This is a genomic window from Hymenobacter persicinus, from assembly GCF_004167665.1.
Taxonomy (GTDB): Bacteria; Bacteroidota; Bacteroidia; order Cytophagales; family Hymenobacteraceae; genus Hymenobacter; species Hymenobacter persicinus.
Window position 1 is genome coordinate 73,789 of the sequence record NZ_SEWE01000018.1, and the last position, 21,683, is coordinate 95,471.

General features: G+C 63.2%; 17 protein-coding genes. 13 read left to right on the forward strand and 4 right to left on the reverse strand.

Going from position 1 to position 21,683, the window contains the following annotated elements:
- Window positions 1-12: 12 nt before the first annotated feature.
- Window positions 13-699, reverse strand: a complete 687-nt coding sequence (locus tag EWM57_RS10510; RefSeq protein WP_129921101.1) for a response regulator transcription factor — start codon at window positions 697-699, stop codon at window positions 13-15.
- Between the two features lie 238 nt (window positions 700-937).
- Between EWM57_RS10510 and EWM57_RS10515 the strand changes: the two genes are divergently transcribed.
- The 3 genes from EWM57_RS10515 to EWM57_RS10525 all read left to right on the forward strand — a co-directional run bounded on the left by EWM57_RS10515 (window position 938) and on the right by EWM57_RS10525 (window position 6,079).
- Window positions 938-3,649 (forward strand): TonB-dependent receptor, encoded by a 2,712-nt coding sequence (locus tag EWM57_RS10515; RefSeq protein ID WP_129921102.1) that lies wholly within the window; start codon window positions 938-940, stop codon window positions 3,647-3,649.
- Between the two features lie 285 nt (window positions 3,650-3,934).
- Window positions 3,935-5,287 carry a CitMHS family transporter gene (locus EWM57_RS10520; protein WP_129921103.1) on the forward strand — a complete coding sequence of 451 codons (1,353 nt, stop codon included), beginning with the start codon at window positions 3,935-3,937 and terminating at the stop codon, window positions 5,285-5,287.
- Between the two features lie 24 nt (window positions 5,288-5,311).
- Window positions 5,312-6,079 (forward strand): TerC family protein, encoded by a 768-nt coding sequence (locus EWM57_RS10525; RefSeq protein ID WP_129921104.1) that lies wholly within the window; start codon window positions 5,312-5,314, stop codon window positions 6,077-6,079.
- A 123-nt stretch (window positions 6,080-6,202) separates the two neighbouring features.
- Here the strand turns inward: EWM57_RS10525 and EWM57_RS10530 are convergent, their stop codons facing one another.
- On the reverse strand, window positions 6,203-7,183 hold the full coding sequence (locus tag EWM57_RS10530; protein WP_129921105.1) for a polyprenyl synthetase family protein: 981 nt from the start codon (window positions 7,181-7,183) through the stop codon (window positions 6,203-6,205).
- Between the two features lie 174 nt (window positions 7,184-7,357).
- On the opposite strand from EWM57_RS10530, the gene EWM57_RS10535 reads away from it, so the two are divergent.
- From EWM57_RS10535 to EWM57_RS10545, 3 genes are all read left to right on the forward strand, one after another.
- Window positions 7,358-8,236, forward strand: a complete 879-nt coding sequence (locus tag EWM57_RS10535; protein WP_129921106.1) for an alpha/beta hydrolase family protein — start codon at window positions 7,358-7,360, stop codon at window positions 8,234-8,236.
- A 126-nt stretch (window positions 8,237-8,362) separates the two neighbouring features.
- A complete protein-coding gene (gene folK / locus EWM57_RS10540) occupies window positions 8,363-8,848 on the forward strand; it encodes a 2-amino-4-hydroxy-6-hydroxymethyldihydropteridine diphosphokinase (RefSeq protein ID WP_129921107.1) in 486 nt (161 codons plus the stop codon).
- Window positions 8,849-8,977: 129 nt separating this feature from the next.
- A complete protein-coding gene (locus EWM57_RS10545; protein ID WP_129921108.1) occupies window positions 8,978-9,823 on the forward strand; it encodes a class I SAM-dependent methyltransferase in 846 nt (281 codons plus the stop codon).
- Between the two features lie 94 nt (window positions 9,824-9,917).
- Here EWM57_RS10545 and fabD read toward each other — a convergent pair whose 3' ends face one another.
- Window positions 9,918-10,805, reverse strand: coding sequence for an ACP S-malonyltransferase (gene fabD / locus EWM57_RS10550; protein ID WP_129921109.1), 888 nt, complete (start codon window positions 10,803-10,805; stop codon window positions 9,918-9,920).
- Between the two features lie 113 nt (window positions 10,806-10,918).
- Window positions 10,919-13,771 carry a T9SS type B sorting domain-containing protein gene (locus EWM57_RS10555; protein ID WP_129921110.1) on the reverse strand — a complete coding sequence of 951 codons (2,853 nt, stop codon included), beginning with the start codon at window positions 13,769-13,771 and terminating at the stop codon, window positions 10,919-10,921.
- A gap of 232 nt (window positions 13,772-14,003) precedes the next feature.
- Between EWM57_RS10555 and EWM57_RS10560 the strand changes: the two genes are divergently transcribed.
- The 7 genes from EWM57_RS10560 (at window position 14,004) to EWM57_RS10590 (ending at window position 21,505) form a co-directional block, all read left to right on the forward strand.
- Window positions 14,004-14,675 carry a succinate dehydrogenase cytochrome b subunit gene (locus tag EWM57_RS10560; RefSeq protein ID WP_129921111.1) on the forward strand — a complete coding sequence of 224 codons (672 nt, stop codon included), beginning with the start codon at window positions 14,004-14,006 and terminating at the stop codon, window positions 14,673-14,675.
- Between the two features lie 21 nt (window positions 14,676-14,696).
- Window positions 14,697-16,631, forward strand: a complete 1,935-nt coding sequence (locus EWM57_RS10565) for a fumarate reductase/succinate dehydrogenase flavoprotein subunit (protein ID WP_129921119.1) — start codon at window positions 14,697-14,699, stop codon at window positions 16,629-16,631.
- A gap of 121 nt (window positions 16,632-16,752) precedes the next feature.
- On the forward strand, window positions 16,753-17,508 hold the full coding sequence (locus EWM57_RS10570) for a succinate dehydrogenase/fumarate reductase iron-sulfur subunit (protein ID WP_129921120.1): 756 nt from the start codon (window positions 16,753-16,755) through the stop codon (window positions 17,506-17,508).
- A gap of 177 nt (window positions 17,509-17,685) precedes the next feature.
- Window positions 17,686-18,213 carry an NADPH-dependent FMN reductase gene (locus tag EWM57_RS10575; RefSeq protein ID WP_129921112.1) on the forward strand — a complete coding sequence of 176 codons (528 nt, stop codon included), beginning with the start codon at window positions 17,686-17,688 and terminating at the stop codon, window positions 18,211-18,213.
- 174 nt (window positions 18,214-18,387) lie between these two features.
- Entirely contained in the window at window positions 18,388-19,179 is a 792-nt protein-coding gene (locus tag EWM57_RS10580) for an MbnP family protein (RefSeq protein ID WP_129921113.1), read from the forward strand.
- 13 nt (window positions 19,180-19,192) lie between these two features.
- Window positions 19,193-20,248: a cytochrome-c peroxidase gene (locus tag EWM57_RS10585; protein WP_129921114.1), complete on the forward strand. Its 1,056-nt coding sequence runs from the start codon at window positions 19,193-19,195 to the stop codon at window positions 20,246-20,248.
- Between the two features lie 126 nt (window positions 20,249-20,374).
- Window positions 20,375-21,505 carry a cytochrome-c peroxidase gene (locus tag EWM57_RS10590; RefSeq protein ID WP_129921115.1) on the forward strand — a complete coding sequence of 377 codons (1,131 nt, stop codon included), beginning with the start codon at window positions 20,375-20,377 and terminating at the stop codon, window positions 21,503-21,505.
- The last annotated feature ends 178 nt before the right edge of the window (window positions 21,506-21,683 follow it).

A 21,683-nucleotide genomic window follows, 5' to 3' on the forward strand; every position in this document is an offset into this window, starting at 1 on the left:
GCAGGATAACTACTACGCGGCGGCGCCCGGCTCAAACCGGTAGCCGATGCCGTACACCGTGCGAATGTAATCGGCGGCGCCCACCTCGGTGAGCTTGCGCTTGAGGTTTTTGACGTGGGCGTACACCGTTTCGTAGGTATCGAACTGCTCGGCCGCGTCGCCGGACAAGTGCTCCGCAATGGCGCCCTTGGCAATGACCCGGCCCTGATTAGCCAGCAGCAGCAGCAGCAAATCGAATTCGGTGCGGGTGAGCGTGAGCGGCTTCTCGGCCACCGAGGCGGTGCGGGCCAGCACGTCCACGGTCAGGGCGTGGGCCTGAATCAGGTTGGAGCCGTTGTAGTGGCGCCGGCGCACCAGGGCGGCAACACGGGCACTGAGCTCGGGCAGGTAAAACGGCTTGGGCAGGTAGTCGTCGGCGCCCAGGTGCAGGCCGGTAATGCGGTCTTCCACTGCGTTGCGGGCCGAGGTGATAATGACCCCGTTGGCCTTGCGCTGCCGCTGCAGCTCGCGCAATAAATCCAGGCCGTCGCCGCCGGGCAGGGTCAGGTCGAGCAGGATGCAGTCGTAGTCGTAGAGCAGCATCTTTTCCTGGGCGTCGGCGAAGGTGGAGGCCACTTCGCACACGTAGTGCTGCCCCTGCAGGTAGCTTACCAGGCTGGTAATCAGGGCCGGTTCGTCTTCAACAATGAGCAGCTTCATGGGTCGGGCTTTGTACAAGGATACAACTCAAATTCTGAAGAAAAGCGGAATACGGCGGGCAACCAGCCGGGGCGGGAGAAAAAACCTCGTCTTCCAATTGTCTTCCAAATCGGCGCTTATCATCGCAGAGTATTTGGGTTAGTAACCACTTACCAACTTGAATGCAGCAGTCTGGCCCCGGACTTTTTTCCGCTCCTGGCCTTCCCGGTTTGAACTCCCATCTTTTCAATTCCCACACATGAAACGACCCGTACACACTCTGACCTGGGCCTGCTGCGCGAGCCTGCTGCTGGCCGGCCCCGCCGCGCTGGCCAAGCCGGCAGTGACCGGCACAACCTTTACGCTGGCCAAGCACGCGGTTGCCCCGGCCCGCCGCCCCCTGAAGGGCCGCCTTACCGACGGCGCCGACAACGCCCCGCTGGCCTTTGCCTCGGTCGCCATCAAGGGCACCAACCGCGGCACCTCCACCGACGCCGAGGGCAACTACAAGCTCGACGTAGAGGACGGCGACATCCTGGTGGTATCGTACGTGGGCTACGAAACCCGGGAAATCAAGGTGGAAGGGCAGGAAACGCTGAACTTCGCGCTTAAGTCGACTTCGCACGCCATGGGCGACGTGGTGGTGCTGGGCAGCCGCGCTTCCGAGGCCCGCACCAACGTGGACCTGCCCGTGCCCGTGGACGTGCTCAGCGCCAAGGAAATCACCAAAACCGGACAGACCGAGCTGGGCCAGATGATTCACTTCCTGGCGCCGTCGTTCAACTCCACCAAGCACGCCATTAGCAACGTAACCAGCTACGTGGACCCGGCCACCCTGCGCGGCCTGGGCCCCGACCAGACCCTGGTGCTGGTCAACGGCAAGCGGCGGCACCAGTCGTCGGCGCTGAACGTGAACAACGTGGTGGGCCGCGGCTCGGTGGGCACCGATTTGAACGCCATTCCCACCGCCGCCATTGAGCGGGTGGAAATCCTGCGCGACGGCGCCGCGGCCCAGTACGGCTCCGACGCCATTGCCGGCATTGTGAACCTGGTGCTGAAAAAGGCGCCCCGGGGCGGCACCGTGACCGGCAACTACGGCATCACCAAGGAAGGCGATGGCGACACCTACGACGCGGGCGTGAACTTTGGCCTGCCTCTGGGCAAGCGCGACGGGTTTTTCAACACCACCGTGCAGCTCCACCACAACGAGCCCACGGACCGCTCCGGCGACTACAACGGGGCCGTGTACAGCACCAACCCCGAGCAGGACGCCACGCTCATTGCCCAGAACAACTTCAACCGCCACGTGACGACCTACGGCACGGCCAAAAACACCATGGGCCAGCTGTTTTACAACGGCGAAACCAAGCTCGGCGAGGCCTGGACGCTGTATTCGTTCGGGGGCTACTCCCGCAAGGACATGACGGCCTACGGCTTTTTCCGCCAGCCCAGCAACAAGCGCCGGGCCGTGCTGTCGTTGTTTCCGAACGGCTACAACCCGGTTTTCCCGGCTAAGGTGCAGGATTTGGCGTCCACGGTGGGCGTACGCCGCACCACCGCCGGGGGCTGGAACCTCGACGTAAGCGCCGGCTTCGGCGGCAACAGCATCGAAACCTACGCCAACCACACCGTCAACCCCAGCTACGGCAGCGCCTCCCCCACCGACTTCTACACCGGCACCAACAAGTTTGGCCAGGCCCTGCTCAACGTGAACATGGCCAAGTCGCTGACCAAAATCGGGGGCCTCAAGTCCCTGAGCTTGGCCTACGGCGGGGAGTTCCGCATGGAGCGCTACCAGCTCGTGGCCGGCGACGAGGCGTCCTGGAAAAAGGGCCCCGTAACGGCCAATAACCCCGACGTGGGCTCCAGTGGCCGCGAGGGCATCGGCGAGCAGAACGCCGTGAAACGCACCCGCAACAACGTGGGCCTGTACGTGGACCTGCTCAGCGACATCACCGACAAGCTGCTGGTGGGCACCGCCGCCCGCGTGGAGCGCTACTCCGACTTCGGCGCCAACGTCTCGGGCAAACTCTCGACTCGCTACAAGTTCTCCGACCTGTTTTCGGTGCGCGGCTCCGTCAACCGCGGCTTCCGGGCCCCGTCGATGCACCAGCTTTACTACTCCAACAACGCCGACGCCCAGTGGCTGACCATCAACGGCGTGTTCGACTCCTACCCCATTGCCCACCTGCGCAACGACAACCCCTACATTCAGCAGCTCGGCGTGGGCAAGCTCAAGGCCGAAACGACCCTGGACTACAACCTGGGCTTCACGGCCCAAATTGGCCCCAACCTGCAGCTGACCTCGGACCTCTACCAGATTGACATCAAGGACCGGATTGTGATTTCGGGCCAGCTCGACGCGACCAGCCCGGCGCTGGCGCCCGTCTTCCAGGGCTCGGGCATTGCCCAGGTGCAGTTCTTCTCCAACGCCCTCGACACCCGCACCCGCGGCCTCGACGTGGTAGCAGCCTACCGCCAGAGCTACGGCAAAGACCAGGAGCTGAACCTGAGCGCCTCGATGATGCTCAACGAAACCAAGGTCCGCGGCGACGTGCGCACGCCGGATAAGCTCGCCAGCCTGAGCAGCGGCCTGATTGACCGGGTGATGGTGGGCCTGATCGAAGTAGCCCAGCCCCGTTCCAAGGCCATCGGCTCGGTCAGCTACCGCTACAAGAAGCTCGAAGGCACGCTGCGGGCCACTCGGTTCGGCGAAGTGACGGCCCGGCAGTCGGACCCGACTTTGGACCAGACCTTCCGCGCCAAAATCGTGACCGACGCCTCGGTGGCTTACGGCTTCACGCCCCGCCTCAACCTCACGCTGGGCGTCAACAACCTGTTCAATGTGTATCCCGACCAGATTGCCTTCCCCTCGCTGACGGCCTCGGGTCAGACGCCCTACACCCGCTTCACCTCCCAGTTCGGCTTCATGGGTGCTTACTACTTCACGGCTCTGAAGTACAGCTTCTAAGGTAAAACGACGTAGCGGGCGGGGCCCCGGCGGGCAGGAAGCTGCAAATTCCTGCCCGCCGGTTTGGCGGCTTCCCACCGCGGTTTGTGGCTTCAGCCACTGTCAGACCAACGTTCCAAGCTGTGCGGGCGCGGGCGCGACAGTGGCCAAAGTCCGGGCCGCCGGCGAACTCCGGTACCGGCTGCCATGCTGCGCGGCGGCGGGTGCCGGGGTCCGTGGGTGGTCTGCCGGCCCCGCCCCTGCTTCGTTTGCCGTTTTGTTTCCACCCTCCTTTTCCACCCGCCCATGCTCGCTCTTGCCGGCTTTGCCATGATCATCACCTTTATGGTGCTGATTATGACCAACCGCCTTTCTGCCCTGACGGCGCTGCTGCTGGTGCCGGTATTATTTGCCCTGCTCACCGGTTTTGGTCCGCAGATGGGCCCGATGATGCTCGACGGCATCAAAAACATTGCCCCCACCGGCATCATGCTGGTCTTTGCCATCCTGTACTTCGGCCTGATGACCGACGCGGGCCTGTTTGACCCCATCATCGACCGGATCCGGCGCGTGGCCCACGGCGACCCGCTCAAGATTATTGTGGGCACGGCCTTGCTGGCTTTGTTTGTGTCGCTCGACGGGGACGGGGCCACCACCTACATTATCGTCGTGACGGCCCTACTGCCCCTGTACCGGCGCCTGGGCATCAGCCCCCTGATTCTGACCTGCATGAACATGCTGGTGGGCGGGGTGATGAACATTCTGCCCTGGGGCGGCCCCACGGCCCGGGTCATGAGCGTGCTTCACCTTGATAGCGCCCAGCTTTTCAACCCGCTGATTCCGGTGATGGTGGCCGGGCTGGCCTGGGTGTTCGGCGTAGCCTGGTACCTGGGCCGCAAGGAACGCAAGCGCCTGGGCCTCGACCACCTCAGCAAAACGCCCAAGGCCCACGCCGTGCTCGGCTTCGCGGCGGGCCTCGCCGCCCGGCCCGCTGCCGACGAAGGTCCCGGCATCGAGCTCAGCGACGAGGAGCGCGGCCTGCGCCGGCCCAAGCTGCTGTGGCTGAACGCCCTGCTCACGCTGGCGCTGATGGTGTGCCTGGTGCGGGAAGTGCTGCCGCTGCCGGTGCTCTTTATGCTGGCCTTCGCGCTGGCCGCCGTACTGAACTACCCGAATCTGAGCCAGCAACGGCAGCGGTTTGCGGCCCACGCGGGCAATGCGCTGTCGGTGGCGGCCATGGTTTTTGCGGCCGGCATCTTCACCGGCATCCTTTCGGGCACCCACATGGTAGACGCCATGGCCCAAACTTTCGTACAGCTGGTGCCCACGTCGCTGGGGCCGCACTTTCCGGTGCTTACGGGCCTGGTTAGCGCGCCGCTTACCTTTTTCATGTCCAACGACGCCTTTTACTTCGGCATCCTACCTTTGTTTACCCAAGCTGCCGCCCAGTTTCACGTGCCCGTCACCATGATGGGGCAAGCTTCGCTGCTGGGCCAGCCCGTGCATCTGCTCAGTCCGCTGGTGCCCTCCACCTACCTGCTAGTGGGCCTGGCGGGCGTCGACATCGGGGCCCACCAGCGCTTCACGCTCAAGTGGGCCTGCGGCACGGTGCTGGTGATGCTGCTGGCGGCCCTGGCCGTGGGTGTTGTTTCTTTGTAACTGCTGCCTGATTTTATCGACCTCATGTACGCCGACCTCCAGCAAATCATTCAGAATCCCCTGCCGTCGCTGGCTATTGTCGGCAACCTGGTCATCATCGAAAGCCTGCTGTCCGTCGATAATGCCGCGGTACTGGCCACCATGGTCGGTGACCTGCCCCGGGAGCAGCGCAAAAAGGCCCTGCGCTACGGCATCTTCGGCGCCTACCTCTTTCGGGGGCTTTGCATCCTGTTTGCCTCCTACCTCATCGAGTTCTGGTTTCTCAAGCCCCTGGGCGGCCTCTACCTGCTCTACCTCGTCTACGACCACTTCAAAGCCCGTAGCGCCCCCGAGCACGACGAAATCGAGAAGGAGAAAAGCTGGATCTACCGCAACACGCTGGGCTTATTCGGGCAGTTCTGGGCCACCGTGGCGCTGATTGAGCTCATGGACCTGGCCTTTTCCATCGACAACGTGTTTGCCGTCGTCGCCTTTACCGACAACCTGATTCTGATCTGCGTGGGCGTGTTTATCGGCATTCTGGCCATGCGGCTGGTGGCCCAGGGCTTCGTGCTGCTGATGGCCCGCTACCCGTTTCTGGAAGTGGCCGCCTTTATCGTTATCGGGATTCTGGGGCTCAAGCTGCTGCTGTCCCTCGTCGAGCACTACCTGCCCACCCACCCCTTCAGCGTGTTTTTGGGTAGCCACGCCGCCGAAGTTGGCCTCACTGCCGTCACCGTGGGCGTGTTCCTGGTGCCGCTGATTTCGTCCTGGCTGTTCAACAAGCCCCGCCACCAGAATTTTCGGTTTTAGCCCGCAAAGCCGGTCGGCCGGTTTTGCGGCCGACGTTACCAAAAAAGCGGCGCCCCGACGTGAAGTCAGGGCGCCGCTGTTCGTTAACCGGTACCTGTTGAGCCTAACCCAAGGCCACGGCAATCAGTGGTTGCGCTCGATGGTGTAGTTGATCAGCTGCTCCAGCGACTCCCGCGACGGCGAGGCCGGAAAGGTGTGCAACAGGGCCAGGGCCTCGTCGCGGTAGGCGCGCATGGTCTGCACGGCGTAGTCGAGGCCCCCGGACTGCTTCACGAAGTCGATGACGGCCTGCACGCGGTCCTTGCGGCCGTCGTTGTTTTTGACGTTGTAAATCACCCGGCGCTTGGTGAGCCAGTCGGCCTGCTGCAGGGCGTAAATCAGCGGCAGGGTCATCTTCTTCTCCTTGATGTCGATGCCCACGGGCTTGCCGATTTCGTCGGTGCCGAAGTCAAACAAATCGTCCTTGATCTGGAAGGCCATGCCCACCTTCTCCCCGAAAAGCCGGGCCCGCTCGATGGTTTCCTTGTCGGCCCCGGCCGAAGCGGCCCCCACGGCGCAGCAGGAGGCAATCAGGGAGGCCGTTTTCTGGCGGATGATGTCGAAGTACACGTCCTCGGTGATGTCGAGGCGGCGGGCCTTTTCAATCTGCAGCAACTCCCCTTCGCTGAGCTCGCGCACGGCGTTGCTCACGATTTTGAGCAGGTCGTAGTCGTCGTGCTCCAAACTCAGCAGCAGACCCTTGCTGAGCAGGTAGTCGCCCACGAGCACGGCAATCTTGTTTTTCCAGAGCGCGTTGATGGAAAAAAAGCCCCGGCGGTAGTTGGATTCGTCCACCACATCGTCGTGGACCAGGGTGGCCGTGTGCAGCAGCTCAATCAGGGCCGCCCCGCGGAAGCTGGCTTCGGGCAGCGGGTCGCCCCCGCTGATTTTGGCCGTGAAGAACACGAACATGGGCCGGATCTGCTTGCCCTTGCGCTTCACGATGTAGCCCATGATCTTGTCGAGCAGCAGCACCTTGGTTTGCATGGAAGCCCGGAATTTGCGCTCAAATTCCTCCATTTCGGCCGCTATCGGGGCCTGTATCTCGTCCAGGGTACTTTTCATGCGGGGGCTTGCGCGACTCAAGGCGGCCTCGGAGCGGCACCGGGCCGCTCAAAGCGCCACAATGATACGCGGCGGACCGGCCGTTTCCTAACCAGCAAAGGGGGCGCCGGGTTTTCCGGGCGTACCTTGCCGCCGCCGAAACCCAACGCTGCATCCTTCCCTGCCGACTGCCCCATGCCCGCTCTGCCCCTCCGCCTCGACTTCCTGCTCACTTCCCCCCACCACGCCCGGCCTTTCGCCGCCGATGCCCGCTACGTGCCCGACGGCCGCGCTAAGCCCGTGGTGGTGTTTGTGCACGGCTTCAAGGGCTTCAAGGACTGGGGCCACTTCAACGTGCTGGCCGACTGGTTTGCCCAGCAGGGCTTCGTGTTTGTGAAGCTGAATTTGTCGCACAACGGGCTGGTGGTGGGCGGCACCGGCGACTTGGAAGACCTCGACGCCTTTGGCCGCAACAACTTCAGCCTCGAGCTCAACGACATTGGTACCCTGCTCGACCAGCTCCAAGAGGGCGTGCCGGGCCTGCCTGCCGCCGAGTTGGACTTATCCCGCCTGGCCCTTATTGGCCACAGCCGGGGCGGGGGACTGGTGCTGCTCAAAGCCGCCGAGGATGCCCGCGTGCGGGCCGTGGTGACCTGGGCGGCCATCAGCAACGTGAATCCCGGCTGGAGCGAGGAGTTGATGCAGCAGTGGCAGCAGCAGGGCGTATTTCACGTCGAAAACTCGCGCACCAAGCAGCAGCTGCCCCTGTACTTTCAGATTGTGGAAGACTACCACCAGCACCGCCTGCGCCTCGACATTCTGCACAACGTGCGCCGCAAGCTGCGCCAGCCCTTGCTCATCACCCACGGCGACCAGGACGAAACTGTGCCCCTGGCCCGGGCCCACGAGCTGCACGCCCGCAAGCCCGACGCCGAGCTGCTGATTTTGCCCGGTGTGACCCACAACTTCGGCGGGGCCCACCCCTGGAACTCGCCCGAACTGCCGGCCGAGACGACGGCCGTGGCCGAAGCCACGGTGGCGTTTCTGCGGCGGATGCTGGCAGTGGAGCGCTAAGGCGTCCGGCTGGCATATTCCGCAGCATATTTTTCGATTTTTGAAAAATATGCTGCAAAACTGGTAGGCTATTTTCTGAAAATTGAAAAATAACCTACCGATTCCCGCAGTGCTTTTCACCTCCTGATGCCTACCGCTTACCTCTTGCTCGGCTCCAACCTCGGCGACCGGGCCGCCATCCTGCACGAGGCGGTGCTCAACTTGGCCGCCACCGCCGGTCCGGTCCAGGCCGCGTCGGGGCTCTACGAAACGGCCGCCTGGGGCCTCACCGATCAGCCCGCCTACCTCAACCAGGCCGTGCAGCTGGCAACGGAGCTGACGCCCGCGGCTCTGCTCGCCGCCTGCCTGGCCACCGAGCAGCGGGCCGGCCGCACCCGCCGCATCCGCTGGGACGCCCGCACCCTCGACGTGGACATCCTGCTCTACGACAACCTGGTGCTGGACTTGCCCGAGCTGCAGATTCCGCACCCCCGCCTGCCGGAGCGCCGCTTCGCCCTGGTGCCGCTGGCCGATATTGCGGCCGCCGTGGTGCATCCAGGGCTGGGCAAAACGGTGGCGGAACTGCTGGCCGCCTGCGCCGATGAGTTGCCGGTGCGGCGGCTGACGGAGTAAGGTGCGCTGCCACCGCCTTTACATATACAATTTAGTATATTAGATATTGCTCCGGCCCACTGGAGCTGTTTGCCCACTTGCCGCCCTTCCCCTCCACCGCTGTCGTCGTTTACCCAAACTCCTCACGCTATGGAAACCCAACTGGAAGAAATCCGCGAACAGCAAAAGCAAACCTGGAACAAGTTTTCCGCCGGCTGGCGCAAGTGGGACGATTTTACCATGGACTGGCTGCGGCCCATGGGCGAGGCAATTATCCATTCTCTGCACCTGCAACCCACCGACGTAGTACTCGACGTGGCCGCCGGCACCGGGGAGCCGGGCCTCAGCATTGCCGCCCGGGTGCCTCAGGGCCGGGTCGTTATCACCGACTTGGCCGAAAGCATGCTGGCCGTGGCCCGCGACAATGCCGCCAAAAAAGGGGTTTCCAACTTCGAAACCGTGGTTTGCGACGTCTCGGAGCTGCCGTTTGCCGACAACACCTTCGACGCGGTAAGCTGCCGGTTCGGGTTCATGTTTTTCCCCGACATGCTCCGCGCGGCCCAGGAAATGGTCCGGGTGCTGAAGCCCGGCGGACGGGTGGCCGCGGCCGTCTGGAGCGTGCCGGCCAAAAACGTCTGGGTTACGGCCATCATGGGCACCATCAGCGCCAACATGCAGCTGCCCGCCCCGCCGCCCGGCGCTCCGGGCATGTTTCGCTGCGGGGCGCCGGGGTTTCTGGCCGATATCTTCCGGCAGGCCGGGCTGCACCACGTGACGGAGCAGGAACTCACCGGTACGCTCAACTGCGGCTCCAACGACACCTACTGGAACTTCATGAACGAGGTGGCCGCACCGGTAGTGGGCGCCTTGAGCAAGGCCGATGACGAGCTGAAAGCCCGCATCAAGCAGCAGGTCTTCGCCCTCGTCGACGAGAAATATCCCGACGGCACGGCCGCCCTCGACTACGGCACCGTCGTGGTCAGCGGGCAGAAGTGAGGTCTGCGTCTGCTCTACAATTGAAATAACAAACAAAAAAGCGCCCCGCCGGAAGTTTCCGACGGGGCGCTTTGGCTTAGTCCGGCACCGGGGCTTAAAGCGCCGCTGAGCTTACTGCCGCTTCCGGCGCAATCTTCTTGACCAGGCCCTGGAGCACTTTGCCGGGGCCGCACTCCACAAACTCGGTGGCGCCGTCCTGGACCATGCGCTGCACGCTCTGGGTCCAGCGCACCGGGGCCGTGAGCTGGCGCACGAGGTTCTGGCGGATTTCGTCGGGGTCGGTGTGGGGGGCGGCGTCCACGTTCTGGTATACGGCGCAGATGCCCGCCGAAAACTGCGTGCGCTCGATGGCCTGGGCCAGCGCCGCCTCCGCCGACTGCATCAGCGGGGAGTGAAACGCGCCACCTACCGGCAGCGGCAGGGCCCGCTTGGCGCCGGCAGCCTTAAGTTGTTCGCAGGCCAGCTCGATGCCGCGCTGGGAGCCGGAAACGACCAGCTGGCCGGGGCAGTTGAAGTTGGCGGCCACCACCACGTTGCCGCCCTGGGTGATTTCCTGACAGATGCGCACGGTCGTCTCGTCGTCGAGGCCGAGGATGGCGGCCATGGTACCGGGCTGCTCCTGGCAGGCGGCCTGCATGGCCTGGGCGCGCTGGGCCACGAGCCGCAGCGCGTCTTCAAACTTGAGCACCTTGGCGGCTACCAGGGCTGAAAACTCGCCCAGGGAGTGTCCGGCTACCATCTCGGGGCGCAGGTCAGGTAGGGTGGCGGCCAGGGCCACGGAGTGCAGGAAAATGGCGGGCTGGGTAACGTCGGTGCGGCGCAGGTCCTCGTCGGAACCCGTAAACATGACGTCGGTGAGGCGGAAGCCCAGGATGTCGTTGGCCTGGTCCATGAGCTGGCGGGCGGCGGGCTGCTGCTCGTACAAGTCGCGGCCCATACCGGCAAACTGGCTGCCCTGACCGGGGAAAATAACTGCTTTCATGTGGCGGGAGGTATGGCGGAAAGAAGATGGGTTGGTTGGGGCGGCAAGATAGCAGGAATAAAAAAACCCGCTTCCAGGCTTGGAAGCGGGTTTTATCGGAGCTTAGAAAATGCTTAGCGGGTTATTTCCACCCAGCCCTTGAAGGTCTTTTTCGTACCGGCCACGTCGGCAAACTCCACCTCGGCCGTGTAGTAGTACACACCCTCAACGACTTTCACACCTTTGCTGCCTTCGCCGGTTGGGCCGCCGCCGTCCCAGTTGATGAGCGGGTCGGCGTCGCTTTCGTATATTTTCACGCCCCAGCGGTTAAACACTTGGAACTTAGTCCGGCGGATTGGGCTGGCGACTTTCGGCCGCAGCTTATCATTTTTGCCGTCGGCATTGGGCGTGAAGATGTTCGGCATCAAAAACAGCTGGCAGTTGTCCTTGCAGGCCACGTTGCTGCGGGCACTGGTCGCCCCCGCCGAGTCGACGGCCACCACGTAGTAGCAGTAGGCAGCGCCGATGGCTGCGTCCCGCACCACGTGGGTGTAGCGCTGCCCGGTCACGGTGGCCAGCAGCGTGAAGGCAGTCGTGTCACGGGTGTTGGGCCGGGCGTACAGGCGGTAGGTGGTGATGCGGTTGCTGCAGTTGGCGGGCGTGCTGCCCAGCGTCCACGACAGGTCATTGGCGTAAGTCACTCCAACCGGCGTGGGGTCCAGGTCAAACAGTTTGGCCTGCAGACTGTCGCAGTTCACCTGCTTGAGCGTCAGAATCGGCGTGCAGGGCACCTGCACCAGCTGCACGCACTTCTCCTGGCTCAGGTTGATCAGGTGCTGATCCACGGAGCCGTAGGTACCGTCGGTGCGCACGTAGTAGCAGTAGTTGCCCCCGATGCGCAACGGCGCCCCCGTGGTGCCGCGGTCCTCGAAGCTACCGCCCGTGCGGGTGGTCGAGGCCGTGCCGACTTGTACGAATGCCCCGCTCCCGTCGCGCCGGAAAATGGCTACGGGCCGCGTGGAGTTGTCCCAGGGCACGTCGTAGGTCCAGGTCAGGTTGATGCGCACGTTGGCCGGGTCGGGCACGGCCTGCAGCCGCACGCTCGACGCCGGGCCGCTGGTTTCGGTCAGCACCGGCGAGCCGGGGGAGTTCGAAGCGTTGCTGAAAAACTCCAGCTTGTACACAAAGGCACTGTCGCGGGTGTTGCGGCCCCGGTCCACGAAGGTGGTGTCGTTGAACTCAAACGCCGTGGTCCGCACGCGCTTAAACACCGGCGGCGTCACAACGGCCGAGCGGAACAGGTTGTAGCCCTTCGGATTGTTGAACTGGTTGTTGTTGCCGGCCGTGGGGCGGGTCCAGCGCACGGTCACCTGGCCGTTGGTTTGGCCGGTAGCGTCGATGGTAACGTTGGTAAACAGCGCCGCTTTACCATCCAGGGTCAGGCAAGCCTCGCGGGAGGCGAGGCTAGCTCCGCCTGCGGGCAGGGCAAACTGCACGTAGAGGCGGTACGAATACGTCTTACCGCGCTCCAGCCCCAGGCCGTTACGGTCGTCGGTGAAGGTGCGGGCGCCCACGGCTACGTCATTGACGAAGACAAAGCCGGAGTTGGCCGCAATGCCCGTCTGGCAGGTGTCAACCGGCGAAATGGAGCAGCCTTCCTTGCGGTAGATGCGCAGCCGGGCACCCGGGTTCTGGCAGGCGTAGGAATCCCAATTCAGCACGGCCGTGGTGCCCACCTGGCTTACCTGCACGTTCTGGGGGGCGGGCCCCACCACCCGGATTCGCCAGGGCAATTCGTCGGCCAGCGGCGTCGGCGTCGGGTTGCCCGGCGGCGGGTTGTCCACCGCTTTAAAGGTCACCTGATACGGCTGAGCGGCGATATTGGCGCAGGTAGTAGTCCAGCGGAACAGCCCCCGGGTGGCGGCCGGCGTGGCCGAAGTGATGGTAAAGGTGGCCGGGGGCAGAATGCCGCCAAAGGCAGTGAGCGTGATAGGGTCGCCGTTGGGGTCAATGGCCGTGATGGTCTTGGAGACAGTTTGGCCGGCCACCACGCAGATATCCTTGGGCACGGTCAGGATGGGACGCAGGTTGTTGGCATTGCGCACCGTAATCTGCATGTCCCGCACTACCTCCCCAATCAGCGTCACGCGGCTGCCGGTGCGCCGCCACTCCTTGACCACGAAGGCCACGTTGTAGTCGCCCAGCGTTTCGGGCGAGTTCCACACGACGGTCCCCGTTATCCGGTCCTGAATGTAGATGGGGGCCGCATTCAGCACGCCCACCGGCGGGCCGTTGTAAGCCACCTGACTGCCCCCAGCGGCCAGATTGGGATACACAAACCCGCGGCAGTCCACGGGCTTGGGGCGGTTACCGTTGGCTTTAGCTTCTTCCAGCGAGGCCTGCTGGCTGGGGCGCAGCTCGTACGAAAGCGAATCCTGCTCAAAGTCGGAGGCGCCGGGGTTGTGCACGAACACCTGCTGGCGGGAGGCCTTGTTCAGAGCCGGGTTGTTGAGAACCGGCGAATGGTTGAACGGAATGGCCGGGTCCACCGTGACCATGGTGTAGATGTAGAACGTCTGGTCAACGGCGTTGGGAATGTTGACCAGATTTGACTTCCGGTTTTCGCCGATAAAGCTGACTTTGTACGTCCCGGGAGCGTTGTAGGTGTGCTCGAAATAGTAGGTATTCTGGTAGCTGTCGGAGGCCGCGCCCGTGAGCAGAATCTTGTCGCGCCGGGGCACTTCGGCCCGGGTGCCGTCGTCAAAGAAGATGTCGGCCGTGGGCGTGTCGGCCGTGGCGCCAGCATCGGTATAGAGCACCAGCTTAAAGGAGAACTTGCGGGGGTCGGAAGGGTCGCCCACGGCCTGAATGTCACCGGCGCGAATGTGGGTAGCCCACGCGCCCGGGCTCAGCCCAAGCAGGCCCACCATACTCATCACCAGCACCAGCAGCGCCCGACCGGCACGGGAAAGTAACGGAAGATTCATAGAATGACCGATTTAAATGCAGAAGGAATAAAAAAGAAGGTCGGGATAAACCAGACGAAAACCTAACAAAGGTGAGGCCTTGCCGGTTACTATTTCCCTACGAAAGTCTAACGGCGTTGGCCGGAGATTGATTCACCGAGCGGGTAAACGTGGAAACTACGTTGTTTAGTACCCAGTCGGCGTGTACCTTTGACCGATACAAACGACCGTTTCAAACCCACCATTCGCTCCTATGAGTTGGATTAGTAAAACGTTTTCCAGTAGCATTGGCCGCAAGATTATCATGGCTGCCACGGGCCTGTTTCTGTGCTCGTTTCTGGTAGTTCACCTCGCCGGCAACTTCCAGCTCTTCAAGAACGACGGGGGCCTGGCGTTCAATGCCTACTCCGAGTTTATGAGCCACAATACCGTTATCCGGATCCTGGAAATCGGGCTGGTGCTGGGCTTTGGCTTCCACATTTACGAGGGCCTGACGCTGACGGCCAAGAACCGTTCCGCCCGCGGCGTCGGCTACGTCTCCGACCATATTGAGCAGAACAGCCCCTGGCATGCCCGCAGCATGGCTATGCTGGGTAGCATCGTGCTGTTCTTTCTGATTGTGCACCTCTACAACTTCTTCGGCACGCTGCGTTTCGGCGAGCCGGTGAAAGACTCGATGGGCAATGAAAACGCCTATGGCCTGGTGGTCGATGCTTTCCGCAACCCGCTGTACGTGGCGCTGTACGTGGTGGCGCAGGCCGCCCTGCTCTACCACTTGCTGCACGGCTTCCAGAGCGCCTTCCAGACCCTGGGCCTCACCCACCGCAAGTACACTCCCCTGATCAAGTTCGTGGGCGTGGTGTTCTCTTTGGTCGTGTGCGCCGGCTTCGCGGCCATGCCCATCTACTTCTACTTTTTCAAATAAGTCCTAACCTCGCTCATGTCGATGATTCTGGATTCCAAAATTCCCGAGGGGCCCCGGGCCGAGAAGTGGGAGAAGCATAAGTTCAACGTCAAGCTCGTCAACCCCGCCAACAAGCGCAAGTACGACGTGATTGTGGTGGGCACCGGCTTGGCCGGGGGCGCCGCCGCCGCCTCGCTGGCCGAGCTGGGCTACAACGTGAAGGCCTTCACCTACCACGATTCGCCCCGCCGCGCCCACTCCATTGCCGCGCAGGGGGGTATTAACGCCGCTAAAAACTACCAGAACGACGGCGACTCTGTGTTCCGCCTGTTCTACGACACCATCAAGGGCGGCGACTACCGCGCCCGCGAAGCCAACGTGTACCGTCTGGCCCAGGTGTCGGTGAATATCATCGACCAGTGCGTAGCGCAGGGTGTGCCCTTCGCCCGCGAGTACGGCGGCCTGCTGGCCAACCGCTCCTTCGGCGGGGCCCAGGTGAGCCGCACGTTTTACGCCCGGGGCCAGACCGGCCAGCAGCTCTTGCTGGGTGCCTACTCGGCCCTGTCGCGCCAGATTGCCTACGGCAAGGTGAAGATGTACACCCGCTCGGAGATGCTGGACGTGGTAATCGTCGATGGGCAGGCCCGGGGCATTATCACCCGCAACCTGATTACGGGCGAAATCGAGAAGCACGCGGCCCACGCCGTGGTGCTGGCAACGGGCGGCTATGGCAACGTGTTCTACCTGAGCACCAACGCCATGTACTGCAACGCCACGGCCGCGTGGCGGGCTCACAAAAAGGGCGCGTACTTCGCCAACCCTTGCTTCACCCAGATTCACCCCACCTGCATTCCGGTGTCGGGCGACTACCAGTCGAAGCTGACGCTGATGTCGGAGTCGCTGCGCAACGACGGCCGCGTGTGGGTGCCTAAGACGGTGGAAATGGCTGAGAAGGTTCGTCAGGGCCAGATCAAACCCCAGGATATTGCCGAGGACGACCGGGACTACTTCCTGGAGCGCAAATACCCCGCCTTCGGTAACCTGGTGCCCCGCGACGTGGCCTCGCGCAATGCCAAAATGATGTGCGACGAAGGTCGTGGCGTGGGCTCGACGGGCCTGGCCGTGTACCTCGACTTCGCCGATATCATCAAGCGCACGGGTGCCGACGCGGTGAGCCAGAAGTATGGCAACCTGTTCGACATGTACGCCAAAATCACCGATGAGGACCCGTACACCCAGCCCATGCGGATTTATCCGGCGGTGCACTATACCATGGGTGGCCTCTGGGTGGATTACAACCTGCAAACGACGGTACCGGGCCTCTACGCCACCGGGGAGTGCAACTTCTCTGACCACGGCGCCAACCGCCTCGGGGCTTCGGCGCTGATGCAGGGCCTGGCCGACGGCTACTTCGTGATTCCCTACACCATCGGGGATTACTTGGCTCAGACGCCACCCAAGCCGGTGACCACGGAAAACCCCGCCTTTGCCCAGGCTGAAGCCGACGTGCGCGGCCGGGTGCAGAAGCTGATGAGCATCAACGGTACCCGCACCCCCGACGACTTCCACAAGCACCTCGGGCACCTGATGTGGGAATACTGCGGCATGGCCCGCACCGCTGAAGGCCTCAAGCACGCCAAGGTGGAGATTCAGAAGCTGCGCAAGGAGTTCTGGAGCGACCTGAAGCTGAGCGGCTCCAACGACGAGCTCAACCAGGCTCTAGAAAAAGCCGGCCGCGTTGCTGACTTCCTGGAACTGGGCGAGCTGATGGTGGACGACGCCCTGAACCGCAACGAAAGCTGCGGCGGCCACTTCCGCGAGGAATACGCCACCGAGGACGGCGAAGCCAAGCGTAACGACGACGAGTATGCCTACGTGGCGGCTTGGCAGTACGTGGGCGACAACCAGCCGGAAATCCTGAACAAGGAAGAGCTGCACTTCGAAAACGTCAAGCTTACCCAGCGCAGCTACAAGTAAGGGTGTAGGGCTTAGAAATCAGGGCTTCGCTCTCAGCAGCCCTGCTTCAGCCCCGACCTACGTTCTTAAGACCTAAGACCTCTTCAATAATATGGCCGGTTCCAACCCCAATGCCAAACCAATGAACCTGACGCTGAAAGTGTGGCGGCAGAAAAACCGCGCCACGGCGGGTCAGGTGGTAGACTATAATGTGCGCGACATCTCCCCGGATATGTCGTTTCTGGAAATGCTGGACGTCCTCAACGAGGACCTGCTGCGCAAGGGCGACGACCCGGTAGCCTTCGACCACGACTGCCGCGAAGGCATTTGCGGTTCGTGCAACCTGTTCATCAACGGCCGCGCCCACGGTCCGGAGTCCGGCACTACGACCTGCCAGCTCCACATGCGCAAGTTCTCCGACGGCGACACGATTGTCATCGAGCCGTGGCGCGCCAACTCGTTCCCGGTCAACAAGGACCTGAGCGTGGACCGCTCCGCCTTCGACCGCATCATTCAGGCCGGCGGCTACGTGAGCGTGAACACCGGCGGCGCCCCCGACGGCAACGAAATTCCGGTGCCGAAGGAAATTGCCGACCGTGCTTTCGAGGCCGCTACCTGCATTGGCTGCGGCGCCTGCGTGGCCGCCTGCAAAAATGCTTCGGCTATGCTCTTCGTTTCGGCGAAGGTGTCGCAGCTGGCGCTGTTGCCTCAGGGTCACGCCGAGCGCGCTACCCGCGTGGAAAACATGGTGGCCCAGATGGACAAGGAAGGCTTCGGGGCCTGCACCAACATCGGCTCGTGCGCCGCGGAATGCCCCGTAGGTATCTCGCTGGAAAACATTGCCACGCTGAACCGCGAGTTCCTGGCGGCCAAAGCCTCGTCGAACAACCTGTCGTAAGTATTCATCGGCAGGCTGCTCCCCGCAAAAAAGCGAAACGGTTCCCGTTTCGCTTTTTTGTTGCCTTTTCCGGGAGCTTTTACTCATTAGGTGATGCGGCGGCTCAACAATCCGCGGCCTCGGCGCTTTACCCAGTAGCAGTGGCCTTGCCCCTGGCTCCTTCTTTACTTTCTGCGCATGATAACCATTATTGCCGGCACCAACCGGCCCAACTCCCGGGCCCGCCGCGTGGCCAACCTCTACGCTTCCCTGCTCCGCGACCTGGGGGCTGCCCATCAGGTTCTGGACCTGGCTGACCTGCCCCTGGATTTCACGAGCACGGCGCTGTATCATAACGCCAGCAAGCATGACGGCTTCAACCAGCTCGTGGAGCAGGCCGAGGCGGCCGACAAGCTGGTATTTATCGTGCCCGAGTACAACAACTCCATTCCCGGCGTGCTTAAGGCCTTTATCGACGGCCTGCCCTACCCTGGTGGCATCCGGGGTAAAAAGGCGGCTTTGGTGGGTCTTTCCTCCGGGAGCCAGGGCGGCCTGCTGGCCCTCTCCCACCTCACCGACATTCTGATGTACCTGGGCACGACCGTTGTGCCGGCCCGGGTGCGCCTGCCCACCATCGACCAGCACCTGACTGAAGCCGGAGAGCTGACCAACTCCCTCTACTGGCAGTTGCTCCGCGAGCAGGCCGCGCAGTTGCTGAGCGCCTAAGCTCGGGCGGCACCGGCGGGCTTTGGGGTTGATTAACATATATTTGCTTAGCCGGGCGGCCTGTATTTCGCCGCTTCGGGACGCAAGTCCTACGGCGCCTTTCTTCTCGTCGGCGCTGCTGGTCCCGTAGCATTGGGCCCGCGGGCTGGCGGCATCTTCTTTCTTATGCAAGGCATGACCATGAAATTATCTGCTCCGCTGCTTTCCCTGGCGCTGGCCGCCGTTGCCCTCAGTGGCTGCGACAAAAAGAAAGCCGATCCGGCCGCCCCGCAAACCGGCAGCGTTTCCATTGCCCTGGAGAACGTGGTGGGCCCCAACCTGCTCAAGCTCAGCACTTCGCCCACCGTGTACGACTACGCAACGGCCAGCAATGAGCAGTTCAACGTGAGTCATTTCCACTACTTTGTTTCCAACATCAAGCTCCGGCGCGCCGACGGCACCGAGTACGCCGAGCCCGAAAGCTACCATCTGGTGGAAGAGTCGGCGCCGGACTCGAAAACCTTCGTACTCAAAGACGTGCCCGTGGGGGAGTACACCGGCCTAAGCTTTCTGGTGGGCGTCGATGCGGCCCGCAACACTTCCGGCGCGCAGCAGGGCGCCCTGGCCCCCAGCACCGACACGTTCTGGAACTGGACCACGGGCTACATCTTCGTCAAGATGGAAGGCTACTCCCCGCAGGCGCCCGGCTCCCATGCCATGCAGTTCCACATTGGCGGCTTTGCCGATCCCAACAACGCGTTGCGGACCGTGGCCCCCGCCCTGCCGGCCGGCACCACCGTGCAGGTCCGCCAGGACTACGCGCCCGAGGTACACCTGAAGGCTGACCTGCTGCGCATGTTCACGGGTCCCAACCCCGTGAGTTTCGCCACCTTCGCCAGTCCCCACATGCCCGGCGCTAACGCGGTGAAAGTGGCCGACAACTACGCCGCGGGCATGTTTGAGGTAGAGTACGTGCAGAATAAGTAGGACTCTACCCCCGATGAAACCCGCGCTGCGTCGGTTCGTGCTGGCCTTGAGCTTGGCAGCAATGGCCGTAGGCTGCCAGCCCGCGCCGAGCGTGCTTCCCAACCCGGAAGTGCCCGGCGCCGCCCTGCCCGCCGCGTTTCCGCCGCCGGTGTACGCGCCCACGCAAAACCCACCAACTCAGGCGGGCTTCGAGCTGGGCCGCAGCCTGTTTTACGACCCGCGCCTGTCCCGGGACGGCACCATCTCGTGCGGGAGCTGCCACCGGCAGGCCGCCGCCTTTTCCGACGCGGGCCACACTCTGAGCACGGGCGTGGGCGGTCAGCTCGGCCCGCGCAATTCCCCAGCCCTGCAAAACCTGCGCTGGCGCCGCGGCTTTCTCTGGGACGGCGGCCCCAACCACCTGGAGGTGATGCCCCTGGCTCCGCTCAGCAACCCGCTGGAAATGGATGCCACGCTGGAAAGCGTATTAGCCAAGCTCAACGCCGACCCCAGCTACCAGCGCCGCTTTCAGGCCGTGTTCAACGCCCAGCCCATTGATTCCTATCAGCTGCTCAAGGCCCTGGCCCAGTTCACCGCCGCACTGACGTCCGCCACCTCCCGCTACGATAAATACGCGCGCCATGAAGCCGGGGCAGCCCTGACCGAGTCGGAGGTGCGGGGGCGGGCGGTGGTAGCGCAGAAGTGCGCCCCCTGCCACGCCACCGAGCTTTTCACCGATGAGTCGTTTCGCAACAACGGCCTGGACCACACTTTTGCCGCCGACTCCGGGCGGGCCCACATCACCGGGCTGGCCACCGACCGGGGCCGGTTCAAGGTGCCCTCATTGCGCAACGTAGCCCTGACGGCGCCCTACATGCACGACGGCCGCTTCCAAACCTTGCAGCAGGTCCTCGACCATTACTCTCACGGCGTGCAGGAATCCCCGACGCTGGATGCAGCCCTGCGCCGGCCCGCTGGGCCGCTGGGCCTGACTCTCACGGCCCGGGACAAAAGCGACCTGCTGGCTTTTCTGGCCACGCTCACCGACCAGGAATTCACCACGGACCCGCGACTGGGGCCTCCGCACTAAGTGTTTCGGCGGCTTGCCGACATTAGCGGAAGCTACTGCCCGCGGCCGGAAACCAAACGGCCGGGTCCGGGCGTTCTGGCCTAAAATCAATAACTTGACCGTTCACGCCGCCTTGCCCGCTTGCCTGTGCTGACTTCTACTCTTCTGCGTTCCTGGTTTTTCACCTCGGTGGCGGCGGCCGCGCTGCTGCTCAGCGCCTGCACATCCGACCCCGACGTGGTAGAAGAAGATTTCGTCACGACTCCCTACCAGCTGGTGCCGCCGACCGGATTTCCGCAAGCCGTAACGATTCCGGCCGACAACCAGCTCACCGAAGAGGGCGTGGCGCTGGGCCGGATGCTGTTCTACGAAACCCGGCTTTCCCGCAACAATGGCATGTCGTGCGGCAGCTGCCACCAGCAAAGCAAGGCTTTCACCGACGGCAAAGCCCTGGCCGTTGGCGTCGATGGGGCGACGCACACGCGCCATACCATGTCGTTGGCTAACATGCTCTGGGAGCCCAGCCTCAACTGGGACGGGGCCGCCACCGGTCTTGAGGCCCAGGCCCGCAAGCCGATTGAAAACCCGGTGGAAATGCACCAGACCCTGGCCGAAGGCGTGCGTAAGCTCCAGCAGACTGCCCTCTACCCGCCCCTGTTCCGCAAGGCCTTTGGCTCAACGACCATCACCGAAACCAACGTCTTGAAGGCCCTGGCGCAGTTTGAGCGCACCCTGATTTCGGCCAACTCCAAGTACGACCGGCTTAAGCGCAAGGAAATCAGCCGGCTTAGCGCCGATGAGGAGGCTGGCCGGCAGCTGTACCTGACTCACCCGTCCCCGGCCAACAACATCGTCGGCGCCAACTGCTTTCACTGTCATAATGAAGGCAACCTGCTCTTTAGCTCCACCGATTACACCCGCGGGGCTGCGGCGTCCTTTTTCAACAACGGCCTCGATGCCAACCCGGCCGATGCGGGCCGCGGCGGCGTGACCGGGCTGGCCTCCGACCGGGGCAAGTTCCGAGCCCCAACCCTGCGCAACATTGCTCTGACGGCGCCCTACATGCACGACGGCCGCTTCCAAACCTTGCAGCAGGTCCTCGACCATTACTCTCACGGCGTGCAGGAATCCCCGACGCTGGATGCAGCCCTGCGCCGGCCCGCTGGGCCGCTGGGCCTGACTCTCACGGCCCGGGACAAAAGCGACCTGCTGGCTTTTCTGGCCACGCTCACCGACCAGGAATTCACCACGGACCCGCGACTGGGGCCTCCGCACTAAGTGTTTCGGCGGCTTGCCGACATTAGCGGAAGCTACTGCCCGCGGCCGGAAACCAAACGGCCGGGTCCGGGCGTTCTGGCCTAAAATCAATAACTTGACCGTTCACGCCGCCTTGCCCGCTTGCCTGTGCTGACTTCTACTCTTCTGCGTTCCTGGTTTTTCACCTCGGTGGCGGCGG